The sequence below is a fragment of the Flagellimonas amoyensis genome (assembly GCF_003058265.1).
Lineage (GTDB): Bacteria > Bacteroidota > Bacteroidia > Flavobacteriales > Flavobacteriaceae > Flagellimonas > Flagellimonas amoyensis.
This window is the reverse complement of record NZ_QBUK01000001.1, coordinates 500,551-519,274: the sequence shown is the minus strand read 5'-3', so window position 1 is coordinate 519,274 and position 18,724 is coordinate 500,551. Positions and strand designations below refer to the sequence as shown.

Sequence of the window (18,724 nt, the reverse complement as noted above, 5' to 3'; positions counted from 1 at the left end):
CGCCTTTTGACAAACCACTGATCAAACCCTAAATCAATTGATATGTGGTGCATCATCTTCCAAAAAACCGGTTCTTCTATGGCCGCCAAATCTGTAGATCGTTCCAGGATCCCAATCAAACTCGGCCTCAAAATAGATACTGTCCACAACGGTTTCTGTCCCGAAGGACCTGCCGCCATAGGTGATGATCTTTCCATTGCTCACGGTCACCGTGCCTTCTGTGTAGAGTTCCTCGGAATTTGCCGCCCCTGAGAAGGTCAGTGCATCAAAATTGGCCTGGACCTTTGTCTTGATCTCAAAGAAAGTCCCGTGGTCATCTATCCAGAAATTTTCATCGTTTGAGGCGGTGTTATAGGTGGAGTACAACACATAATCCCCTCCATAGGCAATACTGCCATCTTCAAAATACCCCACAATGAACCAGTCGCCCGCAAAGTCGACAGTAGTGGTGAATCCTGGATCGGGGTCAGCGACCTCATCACAAGAGGTAAGGCACAAGACAACCACAATGGCCAAAAAGAATTTCAGTTGATATATATTCTTCATGTTTTTGATGTTTTAATTTTGATATTCAAATGTGTACCCAAACCCTTGTGGGTGTATCAATGTTGTGAACTCCCTTGTCACAGGATCGTAGGTGAGGTCTACGTTGGAAACGTCAAACGCATAGGTTTGCGGAATCTCCGAGATGACATCACCATCCATCTGGAAATACACGGGAAATGCCCCGGCGAACCCAAAGTCTGTGGCATAAAAAATACTGGTGGTCCCTTCCACCAGACTGATGGCCCCGGTTCTGGAATTGTTCCCTTTGTCCCAGATATCCCCGGAGACATCGGTCCCCACTATGGCCGGGTCATGGACCACCACGGTTTGGAACACGCTGGCCTCAAAACCATCCGAGTTGGTGGCCGAAAATGTGACCCCGTAAATTCCCACCGTATTGGTATCCACATTACTGGAAGTCCCTACGGTAATGCTCTGCCCGTTCTCCGTGGCATTGACAGTAGGTGTATAGTCATTGCCCACTTCGACCACAACCAAGGCCTCGTAGTCAAAGACGGCATAGTTTGTAATCAGGGAAAGATCTTCGGTGGTCTCTTTATGACAGGAGACTGCCGCAACAAATGCCGTAAGGGCAAGTATGTATATCGATATTTTTCTCATCATCTTAATATTAAATTAGTTATCCCACCATACGGGCACCGTTACCTTTACAGGAGCATCGGGTGCATTGGCATTTCTTGACAGCTCATCACTTGGCCATTCCAACCTTTTGGGGAAGACCCCTCCTGTGGAACCGTTTACCGAATAGGAAAGCTGTCCCGGAACATAAGCTTCATTTGTCTGTGGAACGGTCGATACGGCCGGAATATCGGTGCGGTTCTGTTCAAAGAAGGACTCAAAGCCATTCCCAGGAAAACTCGATATCCATTTTTGGGTGATGATGGCCGTCAATTTTTCATCAAAAGTTCCTGAGGAAGGGTATTCATATGCTCCTCCTACAGCGATAAAAGGGGCAGCGTCCAATCCCCACTTGGCAAATGATGCGGTCACCGCTTGATCGTACAAGGCCTTGGCCCCTGCTCCGCCTGAAAACCTTTCCCGTGCCTCTGCCTGCATGAACAGACTTTGTTCCGCCGAGATGAAGTACACCGGTGTGGTCGCCGACAGGTTGACCACCGAAACGGAATTGGGTGCGGCCATGCTTTGGTAGTCTCCTTGGTTCAATGGATTCCCGGGGCCATAGTAAAGGTCCAACCTTGGGTCGTTGGTACTTGCCAAATAAGAGTACAGGGTTGTGCTTGCCCTTAAGTTTGTGGCCACATTCAACTGCCTTCTATCACTCTCGAAGAGAGGATTGCTCCTATTGGCCTCGTTGATGAACTGGGTCATTGCGGCATCTTCGGTCAGGAAATTGTTCCCCAATGCTCCAATGCCACTTTGCGCCACACCGGGCCTTGCATCTGCCTGTCTGAGGAAGATTTTCAGTTTCATGGTATTGGCAAATTGCACCCACTTGGCCATGTCACCTCCAAAGATGAAATCATCGTTCAACGGAATGTTCCCTTTTGAAGTGCCCAGATTCTTGGAAAGGGCATCGTTGAGGTCGGCGATCATCAGGTCATATACTTCTTCCCCTGTATTGAAATTAGGCTCAAAATTGGTAAAGTCATTGGCCTCTGCATATGGGATTTGATCGTACCAGTCCGCCAATATCTGCGATGCATAGGTTTCCAGCACTGCCGCAATCAAATAGTAGTTCCAGTTTTCCGATGCCAGGGCATTTCTTTTAATGTTTCGCACATCCCCCAGGGCATCGTATAGGTTGTTCCAACCTCCTTGATAGTTTGAAGAGGTAATGGAGTACGCATCTATGGTCCTATATTGGTTTGCCGAATTGCTCTGGGTCCAAAACTGGGACCACATCCCACCAATAATGGCCAGCTCCGCACCTTGCCCCCCTGCAATGCCCGCAATGGCTATCGGCAGCTGTGTGGCCGGTTCAACACCTTCTGCAGGCAAACTGTCCGGATCTCTGTTGATGTCCATCTGGTCTTCACAAGAAACCAGTATCAAGGTCAAACAGACCATACTGTATATTAGTTTTTTCATTTTTCCTTTTTTTATTGATTTTAGAATGAAAACTTCAATGCCGCCCCATAGGTCCGTTGAGCGGGATTAGCAGCAAATTCCCCAAACTCACTGGCCAGGTCATTTCCAAAAGTGGACACTTCAGGATCCATATAGGGGTTCCCGCTGGGCGTCCATAAGGCCAAGTTTTTACCGTAGAAGGTCACGGAAGCGGCCGTAAGTCCCATTGTCTTGGCAAAATCGCTTGAAACACTATAGGTAAAGGACAAATCCCTTAGGCGAACGAAGGTTTTATCGATCACATGGGTGTACTCGATGGCCGGGTTACTTGCAGTGCCCCAGAAATTCGTCACGTCTTCAAAACTGACCGGTGTGGTGTTTTCCGAAAAGGTCCCGTCGGTGTTCTGCACCACAGAATTCGGAATGATGAATGGCTTACGCTCATTATAGGTCGTGGCAATGGAGTTCCCCGTAAAGCCGAGAAGCCTATTGGTGTAGGAGTACATCTTGCCTCCTTCTTTCCAGTCCAAGCTGAACGACAATCTAAAATTCTTATACCTAAAGGAATTTTTAAGACCCATGATAAAATCCCTTTGGGATGTGCCCAGGTACTGCTCCTCCGAATCTTGGGTATAGAAACCCGTATTGCTGTCCACTATATACTGCCCCTGATCGTTCACAGCTGGGCCTCGAAATCTAAAAACCCCCAAAGGTTGTCCTTCTTCCGCGTAGAAATATGTGGAATAGGAACTGTTGATCTCAAACCTTTCCAAGCCTTGCAGATCGGTCACCTCGTTCTCATTCTTCGTGAAGGTGTAATTGATGTCCCAGGTAAAATCATCGGACCTGAACGGGGTCAATCCCAGAACAAGCTCTATCCCCTTATTGGTCACACTCGCATAATTCCCAGTGATGTTGAGGTATCCCGTAGACCTTGGCAACAGACGGTCCAACAATAGATCCTTGGTGTCCTTTTTATAAAAAGCGGCATCGAGCGTAACCCTCCTGTTAAAAAAGGAGGCTTCCGTACCGATTTCATATTCGTTGGTGATCTCTGGCTTTAGTGCATTGTTCCCCAGTTGGGAACTCAATTCGAATGAATTTACACCACCCAAGGGCATATTGATCTGACCGAAATAGGCCCCGGCCAAACCTTGTACCAAAGCGGATTCTGTATTGTAAGGACTGGTATCGTTGCCCACTTGGGACACCCCTCCCCTAAGCTTCAAAAAGGCTTCATTGCTGTCCAACAGGATTATACTTGCCGTGGCCGAGGGATAGAAATAGGAGTTACGTCCAATGGGCAAGGTGGATGACCAGTCGTTCCTCGCCGTCAAGGTCAAGAAATAACGGTTGGCATAGCCCAGGGTACTGGTCGCAAACAATCCTATGGTCCGTCTCAATGTATTCGATTGGCCTGTACTCGGTGTTGAGGCACTATTGCTTATTTCGTAATAGTACGGGATATCCAGGTCTGTTACCGAAACTTGGATGGCATCCGTGGACCTTTGGTTGAAAGCAACCCCTGCAGAAGTCGTCAGGTTCAGGTCTTTCGTGATATCGTATTCATGGTTAAAGGTAAAGTACGTATCATATTGCTTTCGCTCCATCCTATATTCGGTCACACCTCCAACAACTGGGAGCGTTCCCAACAGGTCCTGAGGAGATCCGGGCAAATAATCGACAATTGCCCCATAACTCTTGCGGTTTGTGTTTTCAATATCCGCACCGATTTGCCAGGAAGCACTTAGCGTAGGGCTGAAATTGTACGTGATATTGATGTTCCCAAAAATGCGGTTACTGTTGATCTTGGTCGCATTTTCGTTCAAGACCCAATACGGATTGGAAGCAAAGGGTGTATAGAAATTGCTATTGTTGTTGAATGGATTGTTTTGGTAATCCTCCAAATCCAACAGGCTGATGTCCCTAGGTATCTGGATGATTTCCTGGGAAAAGGTGTTTCCTTCCCCAGCCTGATCGCCCTGACCCGTATTGACAACGTTCTGGTCCCGCTTTGCATAATTTAGGCTCGTCCTGATATTCAACTTTTCATTGTTCACTCCGGCATTCAGGTTGAACACTTTTCTATCGTATGCATCTGCCTCGGTGGGGATGACCCCATCGCTATCCGTATTGGTGAACCCAAGGGAAAAATCAGAGTTGGTGCTTCCCCCACTTATTCTCACAGAATTGGTGAAGACCTGGCCCACATCATAAAAATCCTTGATATTGTCTGGCAATGCCACATAGGGCTTTATTTGTTGGGCATTGTCAATAATCTGCCCCCACGGCCTTACCTGCCCATTGAAGGCCGGTCCCCAAGATCCATTTTCGTTGCTTGCCCCTAGACCTCCCGATGGTAATGAGGAATAGCTCAACCCATTCCATCCTTGCCCAAATTGATTTTGGAGATGCGGCACCCTGGAAACTTCCAAAAAGTCAATGGAAGTGGTAAGATCCACGGCAATCCTTGACTCTTTTCTTCCTTTTTTGGTGGTGATCAGAATGGCGCCATTGGCCCCTCTTGATCCATAAACGGCCGTGGCCGCCGCACCTTTCAATACGGTCATGGACTCTATACTGTTGGGGTCAAGGTCATTGATCCCAGACCCACCATCAAAAGAGCGGTTAAATTGAGATTCCAAGGATCCATTTGTACTACTGTTGATCGGGGTACCATCCACAACGTAGAGCGGTGAGTTTGTGCCCGTGATGGAAGAGAATCCCCGGACAATTACCTTAGGGGAAGCTCCTGGCTGCGCGGGAGTGGTAATGTCCACACCGGCCACTTTGCCCGATAGTGACTCGAACGGGTTGGTGTTGTTCACGTCCGTCAAATCTGCATTGTTCAGGTTGGTGGCGGCAAAACCTTGGGCCCTGGGCTGGGATTTGGTCCCCAGAACACCTGTCACCACAACCTCCTCCAAGGCTTGTGCGTCTTCCAGCATGGTGACATCCATACGTGTAGCGTTCCCTACGGCCACTTCTTGGGTCTGGAGTCCCAAATAACTGAACACCAAGGTCTCCCCTCTTCTGGCCCCGATTGAATAATTCCCGTCAAAATCAGTTTGGGTCCCCCTAGTGGTCCCTTTGACAATGACATTCACCCCAGGCAAGGGTGTACGCTCACTATCCCTGACCGTTCCGGTAATTGTTCTTTCTTGGGCAGTTCCCCCCCACGCAAAGGCAAGGAACAGAAGCAAGAAAATAAATTTCAATTTAGTCATCATATTGAATACATATTATAGTTAGTTGTGCATAAACATATACAGCTAATCTGCTTCGCCATGGATGAATGAAGTGAACACCTTGATTTTGGAAACGAACAACTTGTTAATTGATCTGGGAATTATTGAATCTTCCTTAATTATCCTATCGCGCAGGTCCAATGGTGATTTAACCGACCATTAAAATGAATTGGGCGGGTCGGATATTGGTACGACAAACCCTGACCTACTTTTTTCAATGCCCCTGGCGGGATCGAGCAGGTGTTGAGAATCACCTTCACATTCTCTTCCTATTTATTCGATCTCACTACCACATCAACCACAAAATGGTGGTGATTGATGATGATGTATTGGATTGAATTCGCCATAAAGTCATTTCACTTCACTTTCGAGGCCGCTCACTTCTTTTTTGGGGTCCCGATAGAGGCTTTGATCTAATTTCGGCATAGGGACTAAAAAAATATTAGTTCTCATTTGTAAGATTATTTTTGAATTAGCTAAAAAAGGGGAAGCCATGAGCTTCCCCTTTTTGATTATTAGTTTATTCAAAATCAATAGTTTAAATCCGTATTACCTGAAGCAATCCAAACGTCAACATGAGTGACCTATCCGTAGTGCCACTTCCTTTTTGTTTTCCCATTGTAGTGGCAGACCAGCCTTATGATGGCTCTATTCCAAATGGTGGAAAATCGGTTCCTGCGATGGAGCATCCAATGAATCGAATGACCCTTTTTGTGCAGCGAACGACTTTAATCTGGATGCCAGTACCGATATATTGATTTATACCAGAGACAATTGGCAACAAATTCTGGTTCTTAATCATTAATTTCACTTGATAACCGTAAAATGATGGCCCATAAAACAATAATTATAGATGATGAGTTATTGGCTCGGAAACGCATCATGGAACTCTTAACGGACAGAAACGAGTTTGATGTGATTGCCGAATGTCACAATGGGGAAGATGCCATTGGCAAGATCAATGAACTGTCTCCCGACGTCATTTTTCTGGACATTGAACTCAAGGGAATGACCGGTTTTGATGTCCTAAGGAATATCCATCCCCAGAAAATGCCCATTGTGGTCTTTGCCACTGCGTATGACTACTACGCGGTGGACGCCTTCAACAATTATGCACTTGATTTTCTGCTCAAACCCTTTAAAAACAAACGATTTCATGAAACCTTGGAGCGGATTTTGGAAAGAATGCAGCACCTCGATTATGAGGAGCGGATGAAAGGGTTCTTGGACAGTCTGGATGGAAACCTAAAAAAAGGACATGGTTCCAATCCCAAGAAATTACCCATAAAGCAGGACAACAAGACGATATTCCTGAATACCGACCAGGTCAAATATGTTTGTGCCTCCAGCTATTATGCAGAAATATATATTGGTGAGAAAAAATATGTTGTTCGGGACTCCTTAAAAAATTTGCTCCATCAACTCACTGACCATCAATTTATACGGATCCACCGGTCCACCATCATCAATATCGATCACATTTTGGAGCTGGTGCATTCGGATTATAATGAAATAGATATCCGGATGAACGATCTAAAACTTTTTAGGATAAGTAAATCCTATCGGAAAGATACATTGACCAAATTGGGCATACTGTAATGGTTACATTTTTTAAAAAATATGCGGAACCTTCTTTACTGAAATACCTGGTGTTGTTCTACACCTTTATTGCAGGAATTGATTTTTGTAGAAGTTTTTACTTTCTGTACCAAGGTCCGAGGAAAGTAGTGGACAGTCTGTTCGGGTTGGTGATCGTAGGCGTCATTGATTGGGCAGTGGTCCTTTTGTTCATGGGATTTGTGGCCACTTTGACCAAATTTTTATTGATCAAAAAAATAGCTTGGCGCACCATCATATCCATTCATGTTGTCCTGTCCATCATACAAAGTTATTTGGTAGGGTTTATTTCCCCCTTGATCCTGGATTATGACCTGATCAATCGTAACTATAATTTTTTTGAAAAGGTGACCCACACCTTCTTTTTTAATGTGACCACCAATATTTTGCTGTATTGCTCCATGCTATTGATTGTTTACAGCTATTTCTACCTCCGTCAGATCCGAAACCAGGAAATGGAGAAGAAAGTATTGGAAAACAATCTGATCAAGTTAAAGTTGAAGACTTTGGAAAATCAATTGAACCCCCATTTTTTGTTCAATACGCTCAATAGCATTTCCAGTTTGGTCAAAAGAGAACCTGATACAGCACAGGATATGATTGCCGATGTGAGTTACCTGCTCAGAAAGTTTTTGGAGATAGATAATGAAAACTTGATATCCGTTCAAGAAGAGTTGGAAATTTTGGAACATTATGTGAATATTCTAAAACAACGCTTTCAAGAAGATTTTAAGATCGTGCAACATGTAAAAGAGTCTACCCATCACCTCAAAATCCCAAGGCTTTTAATCCAATCCATCATTGAAAACTCCATTAAGCACGGGTTCTCTCAGCAAAATAGAAAGCTCCTTATCGACCTGACCATAAAAACAGAAGGGGACCAACTCGTCATCAGTGTTGAAAACAATGGCAAAAAATTGCCCGAACACCCTGTTTATTCCAATAGCGGCATAGGGATCATCAACATGAAAGAAAGGCTACAGGCCCTTTATCAGGATAAGTACAAATTTGATATTACCAACTCATCCCTTGGTGTAAAGACGGAGATTTTCATTCAACTTCCTCCAAGCCTTCTGTGATCCTCATGGACTCCAGAAATTGGTTCTTGTCAATCCTTACATCCCAACAAACTTTGTCTGAGCGTTAAGAAGGCTTCACCAAAAAGAAGCATTGGCAAAACTTTAACACGAGGTCTTATATGAATTATATTTATTTGATTTTCAATTACTTATATGTATTTCTTCAAATCTAAACTATCATAAATACAGACTTTTATCAGATGTCGGCGACATTTTGAACCTCTTATTTTCTTAAATTGTTGACCATACAAATTCATCATCAATCAAAAATTCATCAAATCAAATGAAACGATTACTCCATCAAATCAAAATGAAGTATCCGGGCGAACAGGACAAAAACATAATCGCACAGCACGGACAACGGAAATATGAAAAGTCCGGACTCACAAAAGAACAGGCTCTCATAATCAGGTCCAAGATCACAAAGGCCTTCGACGAGGATAAAATCTACCGGAACAACGATATGGGCCTTGATGATCTTGCCGAACACATCAAACACAACAGGTACAAAGTATCCCAAGTGATCAACACCTATTTTTCCAAAAATTTTTACGCCTATCTGAGTGAATATCGGGTCAAGGAAGCGAAACGTCTATTGGCATCCAATCCGAGCCTCAGTGTAAAGGCCATCATGTACGAAGTGGGCTTCAACAGTAAAAACAGTTTTTACACCGCTTTTAGAAAGAGTACGGGAAACAGTCCCAACGGATACCGAAATGCTTTCTACAAGCAGGAAGTGTACGTGGCCTGAATGCCCAAAAGTTGTGTTAAAACTAGTACTTGCCGTTTTAAAAGTACCCCTGCAACAAAGCGATTGGGTTGCTTTGTCATAAATTAAATAACCAAGGCTGGGCGGCCACAAGGACTTACTTCTAAAAAGACAAAATCCATTAAGTTTTGTGTAATTCTCGGGAGTCTGTTTGAATTAGCTATCATATTCCTTTCCCGCCCGCCTTTTTCTTAGATATATCAATGTACTTGAATGCCCGTTACCAGTAGCGGGCATTTTATTTATACGATGATTACCCTGAATGAGTGCAGAGGGTAATTTCGAACAGGTTTTGGAAAAAATCCTTGCAGGCCTTTTGCTGAATCCTCCGTATTTTTGTCGTTTGGTTTACTTGAAAAGAATTTTGAGCTTGAACAACAACTTAGGACATACAAACAAAAAGGCCCTGTTATCCCTCGCCATAGGCGGCTTTGGTATAGGACTGACGGAATTCGTGATCATGGGTATTCTTCCCAACATCGCAGATTCCATGGGCATTTCCATATCCACATCGGGCCATTTTATTGCCATTTACGCCCTCGGTGTTGTCGTAGGTGCTCCTTTTATGGCACGGTTGACCAACAACCTTACGCCTAAAAAATCACTTTTGTTCCTGATGCTCTGGTTCACGGTCTTCAATACCTTGTCCGCATTCTCGGGCAACTATTGGGTCATGCTTTTGTTCCGATTTTTATCCGGTATGCCCCATGGTGCCTTCTTTGGGATCGGCGCGGTGGTATCCGGCTACTTGGCCAAACCCGGAAAAGCGGCACAGGCCATGGCCATTATGTTCTCAGGACTCACCATTGCCAATGTGATAGGGGTTCCGCTGGGAACCTATATTGGTCAAGAATGGCATTGGAGTTTTTCCTTTCTGCTGGTCGGGATATCCGGACTGGCCACCTTGGCAAGTCTCTTCTTTTGGATGCCCCAGGATTCTTTTGGTGAATTGGAAAACCAAGAGGGCCAGACTGCCACACAAGGCATCAAGAATAAAAAATTATGGGCCCTGATAGCCCTCACCACTGTGGGCACAGGAGGCTTCTTTGCTTGGTACAGCTATATCGCACCATTGGTCATATCGGTCACCGGACTCCCTGAAAGCAGCGTGAGTTATGTAATGATCGTGGCTGGACTGGGAATGTTTGTAGGTAACTTTTTGGGAGCCAAAATGGTGGAAATCTTTAGCCCGGTCAAATCTGTGGTCATCAGTTTGCTCAGCATGACCACCGTCCTGATTGCCAATGCCCTTATGGCGGACAACGTCTATGCGATGTTCATCATCAGTTTTATGGTGGGAGTAATTACTTTTTCCGTGACCGCGCCCATTCAAACTGCCATTATCAAAGCTGCCAAAGGAGCAGAAAAACTGGGGTCTTCCATGAACCAAAGTGCCTTTAACATGGGCAACGCCTCAGGTGCCTATCTTGGTGGCCTCCCCATGGTCTTTGGACTCGGGGTGCCCTATTCCAGTATTGTAGGCGCCTTACTTGCATTGATGGGAGCTGGTATTGGAGCGGCCATCCTATATTTCCAGAAATCCACCACAAGACGAAAAAGGGAGAAGGCATTCTGCCCATAATACCTCTACCTTCTATATTCCATCCAATCGACATTGGTCCCAAAAAGTTGGGAACAGAAGTGTTGTGCTATTTCTTTATCTTCACGGTCCATCAACTAGCAACAAAATCGGATTGGATTGAGGGCCTTTTTTACATATTTTTTGGTATCCATTTGTTGGGGATTGCTTTCCCAAGAACTACCGCCCATCCAAAACTATACTCCGAAGGAATACAACGGGGAATACCAAAACTGGGGCATTTCCCAATCATCCGCAAGGAACATCTATATTGCCAATCATTTCAGCTTATTGGAATTTGACGGGAACACTTGGCATAAATATCAACTGCCCTCACCTGCCATCATTCGGTCCGTAAAGGCCATTGGCGATAAAATCTATACAGGATCTTACCGGGAATTTGGGTTCTGGACCAAAGAAGATACCGGACAACTTTCTTACACTTCGCTATCGGACAGACTGGATTCCCCTTTGTCCGAAGACGAGGAATTTTGGGACATCTTGGCCCTGGACCATTGGGTATTGTTCCAATCCTTGGACAGAATCTACATCTATGACCTTGTGGAGAACAGTTTCAAGATACTGGAGGCCAACTCGGCCAAGGCCAAACTACATTTGATCAAGGACAAGGTCTATTTCCAAAAGGCCAAACAAGGACTGTTCACTATTACCAACGGAGCACCTGTCATGGTGGACAACGACCCCATTCTGGCCAATGGGGCCATTATCGGTCTTTATGAACTGAATGATGATCTTCTGATCGTAACGGAAGATGCCAAGTTCTACCTATACGATTTTGAAACGCTTACGCCTTGGCGAACGGATATGGACAGTATGGTCGCCAAATTGTACAGCAGCATCCGACTGGACGATGGTTCTTTTGTGCTCGGCAGTATTTCCAATGGTTTTTATCACTTGTCCAAAGAGGGCAAGCTGATCCGGAACATCAATCAGGCCAAGGGCCTCAACAACAACACTGTACTGTCCCTTTTTGAGGACATGGACCACAATCTGTGGCTTGGGCTGGACAATGGTGTCAGTGTCATCAATCTATATTCCCCATTCAACGAATATATGGACAAACTCGGCAAGATCGGGTTGGTCTATGCGGCCCTACGCCACAAAAACCGGATGTATTTGGGCACCAATCAAGGACTTTTTACCAGAAGGACCGATATCTCTGATGATTTCAAACTGATAACCGGCACGGAAGGTCAGGTCTGGAGTCTTCAATTGGTGGACTCCACTATTTTCTGTGGACATAACAGCGGTACTTTTGTGGTGGAAGATGACCGGGCGGAACTGGTATCCGATTTTAGGGGCACTTGGGCCGTAAAACCCTTGAAACATGATTCAAACCTCATTCTACAAGGGAACTACAATGGACTCAGTGTGCTGGAAAAGAAAATGGGCACCTGGTCATTGCGCAATGTCATCGAAGGGTTCACCATTTCCAGTCGCTTTTTTGAAATAGATTCCCTCGAAGTCGTGGTCAACCATGAGCAAAAGGGGCTATACCAAATTGAACTGGACCCAGAACTACAACGCGTAACCAACGTAACAAATGTGGAACCCATTGGGCACAGTTCCAATATATTCCGGTTCAAGGAGCGGACGTATTACAAAACCTATACGGGCATCTACGCACTCAAGGACCATCTCAAGGACATTTCCATGGACAGCGTCATGACACAGTTGGTATTCAAGGAAAATGAAAGTCCCATCAGCATTATTGTCCCTGACACTTTGGGCCAAAAACTGTGGTTCTTTACCGACAATGGGATCAAATACATCACCCAAAGTACCTTGAGCGGAAAATTGAGCGACACCAATATTCCCATGCCCAGCACACTGAGAAGCAATTTAGGTGTATCGGGTTTCGAGAATATTTCCATGATCGACGAGAACGAATACCTCATAGGAAGCTCCAACGGTTATGTATCGCTCAATCTGGACAAAGTGAGACCAATAACGAACAGCATCAAGATCAACACAGTTTACTATGGTGATTATCGGGATGCATCCACCAAGGCCGCTCTAGAACTGGCCGGGGAGTTCAGATTTGCCGACAACAACCTCATTTTTGAATACAGCGTCCCTGAGTTTGACAAATATACCGAGGTGAGGTATCAACACAGATTGGAAGGGCTTTACAACGATTGGAGCGTTTGGTCCGACATCCCTGAGACTTCTTTCAAGAACCTTCCTTTTGGAGAATACACGTTCAGCGTAAGGGCCATGGTGGGAAACAGCCTCACTGAGAATGTAGCCTCCTATAGTTTTTCCGTGCATCGCCCTTGGTATGTTTCCAACTTGGCCATTCTTGGGTATGTGCTGGGACTCTCCCTTTTGTTTTTCTTCATTCACAGGATCTATAAAAGATACTATCGGAAAAAGCAGGAATCCCTCATCAAAAAGAACCAAAAAGAATTGGAACAGCAAAAGCTTCGGGAAAAGGAACGGATTTCCCAATTATTGAACGAAAAACTCCAGGACGAGATAGACAACAAGAGCCGTGAGCTGGCCATATCCACCATGAGCATCCTAAAGAAAAACCAATTTCTTTCCTCGCTGAAATCCCAATTGAACAGCATCCCCACCAAGGATGGGAACATCAAATCCGTGCTCAGGGAGATTGACAGGAACATCAACAGCGAGGACGATTGGAAGTTTTTTGAGGATGCCTTCAACAATGCGGACAAGAACTTTTTGAAAAGGATCAAGGCAAAACACGATAGCCTGACCAACAACGATCTCCGACTCTGTGCCTACCTTAGGCTGAACCTTTCGTCCAAAGAAATAGCCCCGCTACTTAACATATCCGTAAAAAGTGTTGAAATGAAACGCTATAGGCTGCGCAAAAAGTTCGACCTCCCACACGAGGATAACCTCATAGATTACATTTTGAACTTCTAGAACAACTCTACTTTATTCCCAAGTTACTCTACAAATACCCAGATTACCTCTACATTGACCCTACAACTGCTTTTTGAGGCTCATTTCCATCGATTCACAGCCTTATATTTTAATCTACACAATATTTCCAAATCGATATATTTTAAAGGGTTTTTCTGATGAAATCTCAAATTGACCCCGTTCAAATTGCCAATGTAGGTTTTATATAGAGGCAGATGGTTTGTTAAGAAGACGTTAAGCCCCCTATTTTTACCATCAAACTAAATTACTCAAAATGAAATATGGCATTGTAAAATTGCTGGTGCTCCTATGCACTGCTTACGGATTTTCACAAACAAAGACCATTACAGGAACAGTATCTGACAACACAGGCCCAATGCCCGGGGTCAATGTCCTCATCAAAGGCACCACAAATGGTGTTGTGACCGATTTTGATGGGATGTTCAACATAGATGGTGTCTCCAACAGCGATGTTCTTATATTCAGTTACATCGGTTTTGTAACGCAGGAAGTCACGGTGGGTGCGCAGGACGTCATCAACATCGTCCTTCAAGAAGATACCCAAGCCTTGGACGAGGTTATCGTAGTAGGGTATGGTACCCAAAAGAAAAGTAACGTCATTGGTTCCGTGACCAGCGTTGAAGTAGCGGAAGCCACCAATGTTCCCACCACCAACGTTTCCGAAATGTTGAGAGGTAGGGCCGCGGGGGTCCAAGTCAATCTGGGCGATGCACGTCCCGGTGGAGGTTCCAATATTGTCATTCGTGGAAATGTATCGGTGGCACCAAATGGCAACTCGCCCTTGATCATTGTGGACGGTCTGCCTTTTGACAATCTCAATGATGTGGCCCCAGATGATATTGCCAACATCGAGATCTTAAAAGATGCCTCTTCCACCGCCATTTACGGATCTAGGGCATCCAATGGGGTCATCTTGGTCACCACAAAAACAGGTCGTACGGGAAAGGCAACCATAGATTACCATGGCTATACCACCGTTCAGACCCTGACCAAGAATTTTAACCAATATGACGGCCAACAGTTCATCGACCTCAGAAGGGAAGCCAACAGGAACAGGTTCACGGGAGCTTACCTGAACGACGAGAACATTTTCTCGCCTTTTGAACTGGAAGCCATAGAAAACCGCAATTTTGTGGACTGGGAAGACCTTGTGCTTCGTGATGCCGTGATCCAGAGCCACTCCCTAAGTTTTTCTTCTGGGACGGAGAAAACCAAGATCTTCTCCAGTGTCAACTATTTTACACAGGAAGGGATCATCCCCAATTCCAGTTTTGACAGGGGCACCTTCAAACTGAACATTGAGCAACAGCTCACGGACAAATTAGTGTTCAGGGGAATCCTCAACTACCAAAACGCAAACCAAGACAGGGAAACCGGTGGATTGAATTTCACCACCACCACCCCTTTAGCAAAACCTTTTGATGAGGAAGGCGAGCTGGTAAAATTCTATTTGGGCCCATCCAACACGGACGTGAACCCATTATGGGACCAAAGGGAATCCACCGATGAAACCAAGATCAATCTTACAGACGTGAACCTCAGTTTGATTTATAATTTTACGCCCAACCTAAGCTACACATTGAAGACGTTCCTCAGAAACAGGAATACCAACAGGGGCATTTATAGAAGCTCATTGCATTCGGCAGGGGATGAGGGCATGGATGGGCTTGGCGTATTGGCTAACACCCTGTTCAAACAGGTATTGGTGGAAAACATATTGAACTATACGCCGCAGACCCATGAAAACCATGCACTAGACCTTACCGCTGTGCAGGCCTTTGATGAGCAGCGCAACGAGTACACCCAAATAGATAAGTCTGGTTTCACCTATGATGCATTGGGCTACAATGGCAATGCCACTACCCTGCTCAACAACCCAAGGGATGTTTCCAGACGTAGGCTCCTTTCCTTTTTGGGAAGGGTGCGTTATGGTTACTTAGATCGCTACCTATTGGAAGCCACTGCCCGGGCGGATGGCGCATCGGTTTTTGCGGAAAACAACAAATGGGGATTCTTCCCTGCAGTTTCCGTGGCCTGGAAGATGCAGAACGAGCCATTCCTTCAAAATGTTGAAGCCATCAACGAATTGAAACTAAGGGTCAGCTACGGTGCCACAGGAAATCAGGGCATCAACCCATTGGAATCCTTGGGAGTGGCGGATAACCTCCCTTACGTTTTTTATAATACTTCCACACAATCCACGGAAACTGTTGCAGGTTCTACAGCATCATCACGGCTCCCTAATCCAAACCTAAAATGGGAGACCACCACTACCCTGAACACCGGGGTGGATTTTAGACTGTTCAACAATTTCTTTGAAGGCAGTGTGGAATATTATAAAGCTAATACTACCGATTTATTGCTGGATAGAACCATTGCAGGAACGACCGGTTTCAATGTAATCCGCTTTAATGTGGGTGAGGTTCAAAACAGAGGTATTGAAGCTACATTGACCTCAAACCTGATAAGAAAACAAAATTTTAGGTGGTCCTTGGGTCTTATCTTTTCCAGAAATAGAAATGAAGTAATTTCTCTTACAGGTGAAACTGATGAAAATGGAATTCCAATCGACATCACTGACACATCAGGAAGAAGGTTGTCTGTGGGCCAGTCCCTGAACCCTATTTGGGGGCCGAAATATGATGGAATCTATCAAGTGGGTGACGATATTGCCGGCTCTGGAAACCCATTGGCACAACCCGGGGACGTAAGGGTCGTTGACCAAGACGGAAACGGACAGATCGATGACAGGGACAATGTGTTCATCAACGCCGATCCCGATTGGTATGGTTCAATAACCAATACCATATCTTACAAGAATTTTGACCTCTTTGCCGACATTTTCATTGTTCAAGGAGCCACTAAGTTAAACCCTGTACTTGCCAATGGAGAATTGTGGAAAGGGGCCATCAATGGGATTAGAACCAAATATTATACGCCCGAATATCCCTCCACGGAATACCCAAGGCCAAAACCGGATACCCATTTACATCTCTATTCCTTTGCTGTAAGAGATGCTTCCTATATGCGTTTGAGGACCCTCACTTTGGGCTACAACATCCCGAAGGAAACGTTCTCCAAAATTGGACTACAAAATGCCAAGGTCTATGTCACGGGCACCAACCTCTTCACATTCACGGATTTCAGGTCGTATAGCCCGGAACAAAACCCAGTGAATGGCGAGGAAACTGCATTTCCTGAAACACGGAACATAACCCTTGGCATCAAATTAGGATTCTAAAAAAATTGTTATGAAAAACATATATAACTACATACCATTAAAAGGAATATTCGCAATGCTTCTTGGCCTTGCCATGTTCACTTCCTGTGAAAAAGATTTTCTGAAAGATGAACTTTTTTCCGACGATTCAGTTGATTTCCTTTACTCCACCCCGGAAGGATTGGAAAACGCAGTCGTAGGGCTGTACACACTGAATAGGAACATCTACCAAGACCTTAGCCTAAATGGCACTTTTCCACTCATCCTCCAAGCAAAAAGCGACTTGGGCGTAGGAATCACAGGGGAGGTTTCCCTCTATAGTAGGTTGCTATGGGGTGCCAGCCTTGGTGACTACGGAACCACCTCGGGGATCAATGCCCACTGGGTGCACAATTACCGCATTGTGGACAGGGCCAATGCCGTGATCCGTGGAGCAGAGAACTTGGACGACATTGACGAGGACAGAAGGAACCAAATCTTGGCCGAGGCCAAATGTATGAGGGCCAATGCCTTTTTTACCCTCTACAGGCTTTTCAACAACATCTTCATCACGACCGAGCCGACCACGCCCGAAAATGCATTTGATGTACCGCAGGACAAATCTTCCGTTGAAGAGATTTTTGCACTGCTCCGTTCTGACCTTGATTTTGCCATAGAGCATTTGGACTACAATCCAGAGCAATTTGGAAGATGGGGACAAGGAGCTGCAAGGCACCTTAGGGCCAAAGTTGCCCTTTGGGAAGAAGACTGGGCCGAAGCCGCCGCACAAGCGGATGCCGTGATCACCAGCGGAAACCATGGCCTAGTGACCACGGAAGAGGTGTTTGCAGGTGAACTGAACCATTCCGAAACCTTGTTTGCCATCAACTTTGAAAGGGAAACCATAGGTGGGGGCAGTCAGCACATCATGAGCTGGAACATGATATCCGCTTACGCCGATGCACCGGGGCTCATTCAATCCGTTGAAAATGGAGGGGCCGGCGCAGGGTTCATCTCATTGAACCAATACATGATAGATTTGCTCAATGAAGACCCTGACGACAACAGGAAGAACAACACCTATTACATCTTTGAGTACGCCTATAACGATGAGACCGCATTACCTCCCGGAAAACAGCTCGGCGACCCATTGGATCTTTACGAGAACAGCGAAACCGACCAAAACGAATTCATGTTGTATTACAGGAGACAGAATCCTGGGGTACTCAAGTTCTTCGACGAGACTGTGGAACCAACCGACAGGAACCATTACAAAAACATCATGATCTACCGATTGGCAGAGACCTATCTGGTAGGGGCAGAGGCCCATATGATGCTGAACAACACCCCTAAGGCATTGGAGTACCTGAACGAAGTAAGGGAAAGGGCCAACACGGACCCGGTGAACACCATCGACCTACAAGCCATTTTAGATGAAGAGGCCCGCGAACTTGCCTTTGAAGGACAACGTTGGTTCACCTTGAAAAGGACAGGAAAACTGTACGAATTCCTTCTGGACCACATGAACAACGACAACATGAACGAGTCCTATCCCGAAGGAAACCCCAAGGTACTCTTGAGGGAATACATGCAGAACTGGCCCATCCCCCAACAACAGATGGACCTTTTGGGCCCCAGTTACCCACAAAACGATGGGTATAACTAACGGTCAGCTAATCCGAATTAACTAAAACATTGAAG

At 45.4% G+C, this 18,724-nt stretch carries 11 protein-coding genes; 7 read left to right on the top strand and 4 right to left on the bottom strand.

What is annotated here, in order from left to right:
- Window positions 1–33 precede the first annotated feature (33 nt).
- The 4 genes from DB398_RS02145 to DB398_RS02130 are packed head-to-tail and all read right to left on the bottom strand — an operon-like array spanning window position 34 to window position 5,825.
- Window positions 34–546, bottom strand: a complete 513-nt coding sequence (locus DB398_RS02145) for a lipid-binding protein (protein WP_108422735.1) — start codon at window positions 544–546, stop codon at window positions 34–36.
- A 12-nt stretch (window positions 547–558) separates the two neighbouring features.
- Complete coding sequence (locus DB398_RS02140) at window positions 559–1,170, bottom strand: immunoglobulin-like domain-containing protein (protein ID WP_108422734.1); 612 nt, start codon at window positions 1,168–1,170, stop codon at window positions 559–561.
- 12 nt (window positions 1,171–1,182) lie between these two features.
- Entirely contained in the window at window positions 1,183–2,616 is a 1,434-nt protein-coding gene (locus DB398_RS02135; protein ID WP_108422733.1) for a SusD/RagB family nutrient-binding outer membrane lipoprotein, read from the bottom strand.
- 20 nt (window positions 2,617–2,636) lie between these two features.
- On the bottom strand, window positions 2,637–5,825 hold the full coding sequence (locus tag DB398_RS02130) for a SusC/RagA family TonB-linked outer membrane protein (protein ID WP_108422732.1): 3,189 nt from the start codon (window positions 5,823–5,825) through the stop codon (window positions 2,637–2,639).
- 846 nt (window positions 5,826–6,671) lie between these two features.
- On the opposite strand from DB398_RS02130, the gene DB398_RS02125 reads away from it, so the two are divergent.
- The 7 genes from DB398_RS02125 to DB398_RS02095 all read left to right on the top strand — a co-directional run bounded on the left by DB398_RS02125 (window position 6,672) and on the right by DB398_RS02095 (window position 18,689).
- Complete coding sequence (locus DB398_RS02125; RefSeq protein ID WP_108422834.1) at window positions 6,672–7,442, top strand: LytR/AlgR family response regulator transcription factor; 771 nt, start codon at window positions 6,672–6,674, stop codon at window positions 7,440–7,442.
- On the top strand, window positions 7,442–8,539 hold the full coding sequence (locus DB398_RS02120) for a sensor histidine kinase (protein WP_108422731.1): 1,098 nt from the start codon (window positions 7,442–7,444) through the stop codon (window positions 8,537–8,539). The genes DB398_RS02125 and DB398_RS02120 overlap by 1 nt, the downstream gene beginning before the upstream one ends.
- Before the next feature lie 283 nt (window positions 8,540–8,822).
- Entirely contained in the window at window positions 8,823–9,290 is a 468-nt protein-coding gene (locus DB398_RS02115; RefSeq protein ID WP_108422730.1) for a helix-turn-helix domain-containing protein, read from the top strand.
- A gap of 388 nt (window positions 9,291–9,678) precedes the next feature.
- A complete protein-coding gene (locus DB398_RS02110) occupies window positions 9,679–10,890 on the top strand; it encodes an MFS transporter (RefSeq protein ID WP_234415996.1) in 1,212 nt (403 codons plus the stop codon).
- 117 nt (window positions 10,891–11,007) lie between these two features.
- Window positions 11,008–13,803: a helix-turn-helix and ligand-binding sensor domain-containing protein gene (locus DB398_RS02105; RefSeq protein ID WP_234415994.1), complete on the top strand. Its 2,796-nt coding sequence runs from the start codon at window positions 11,008–11,010 to the stop codon at window positions 13,801–13,803.
- A 274-nt stretch (window positions 13,804–14,077) separates the two neighbouring features.
- Entirely contained in the window at window positions 14,078–17,065 is a 2,988-nt protein-coding gene (locus DB398_RS02100; protein ID WP_108422727.1) for a SusC/RagA family TonB-linked outer membrane protein, read from the top strand.
- Between the two features lie 10 nt (window positions 17,066–17,075).
- Entirely contained in the window at window positions 17,076–18,689 is a 1,614-nt protein-coding gene (locus tag DB398_RS02095; RefSeq protein WP_108422726.1) for a RagB/SusD family nutrient uptake outer membrane protein, read from the top strand.
- Window positions 18,690–18,724: the final 35 nt, after the last annotated feature.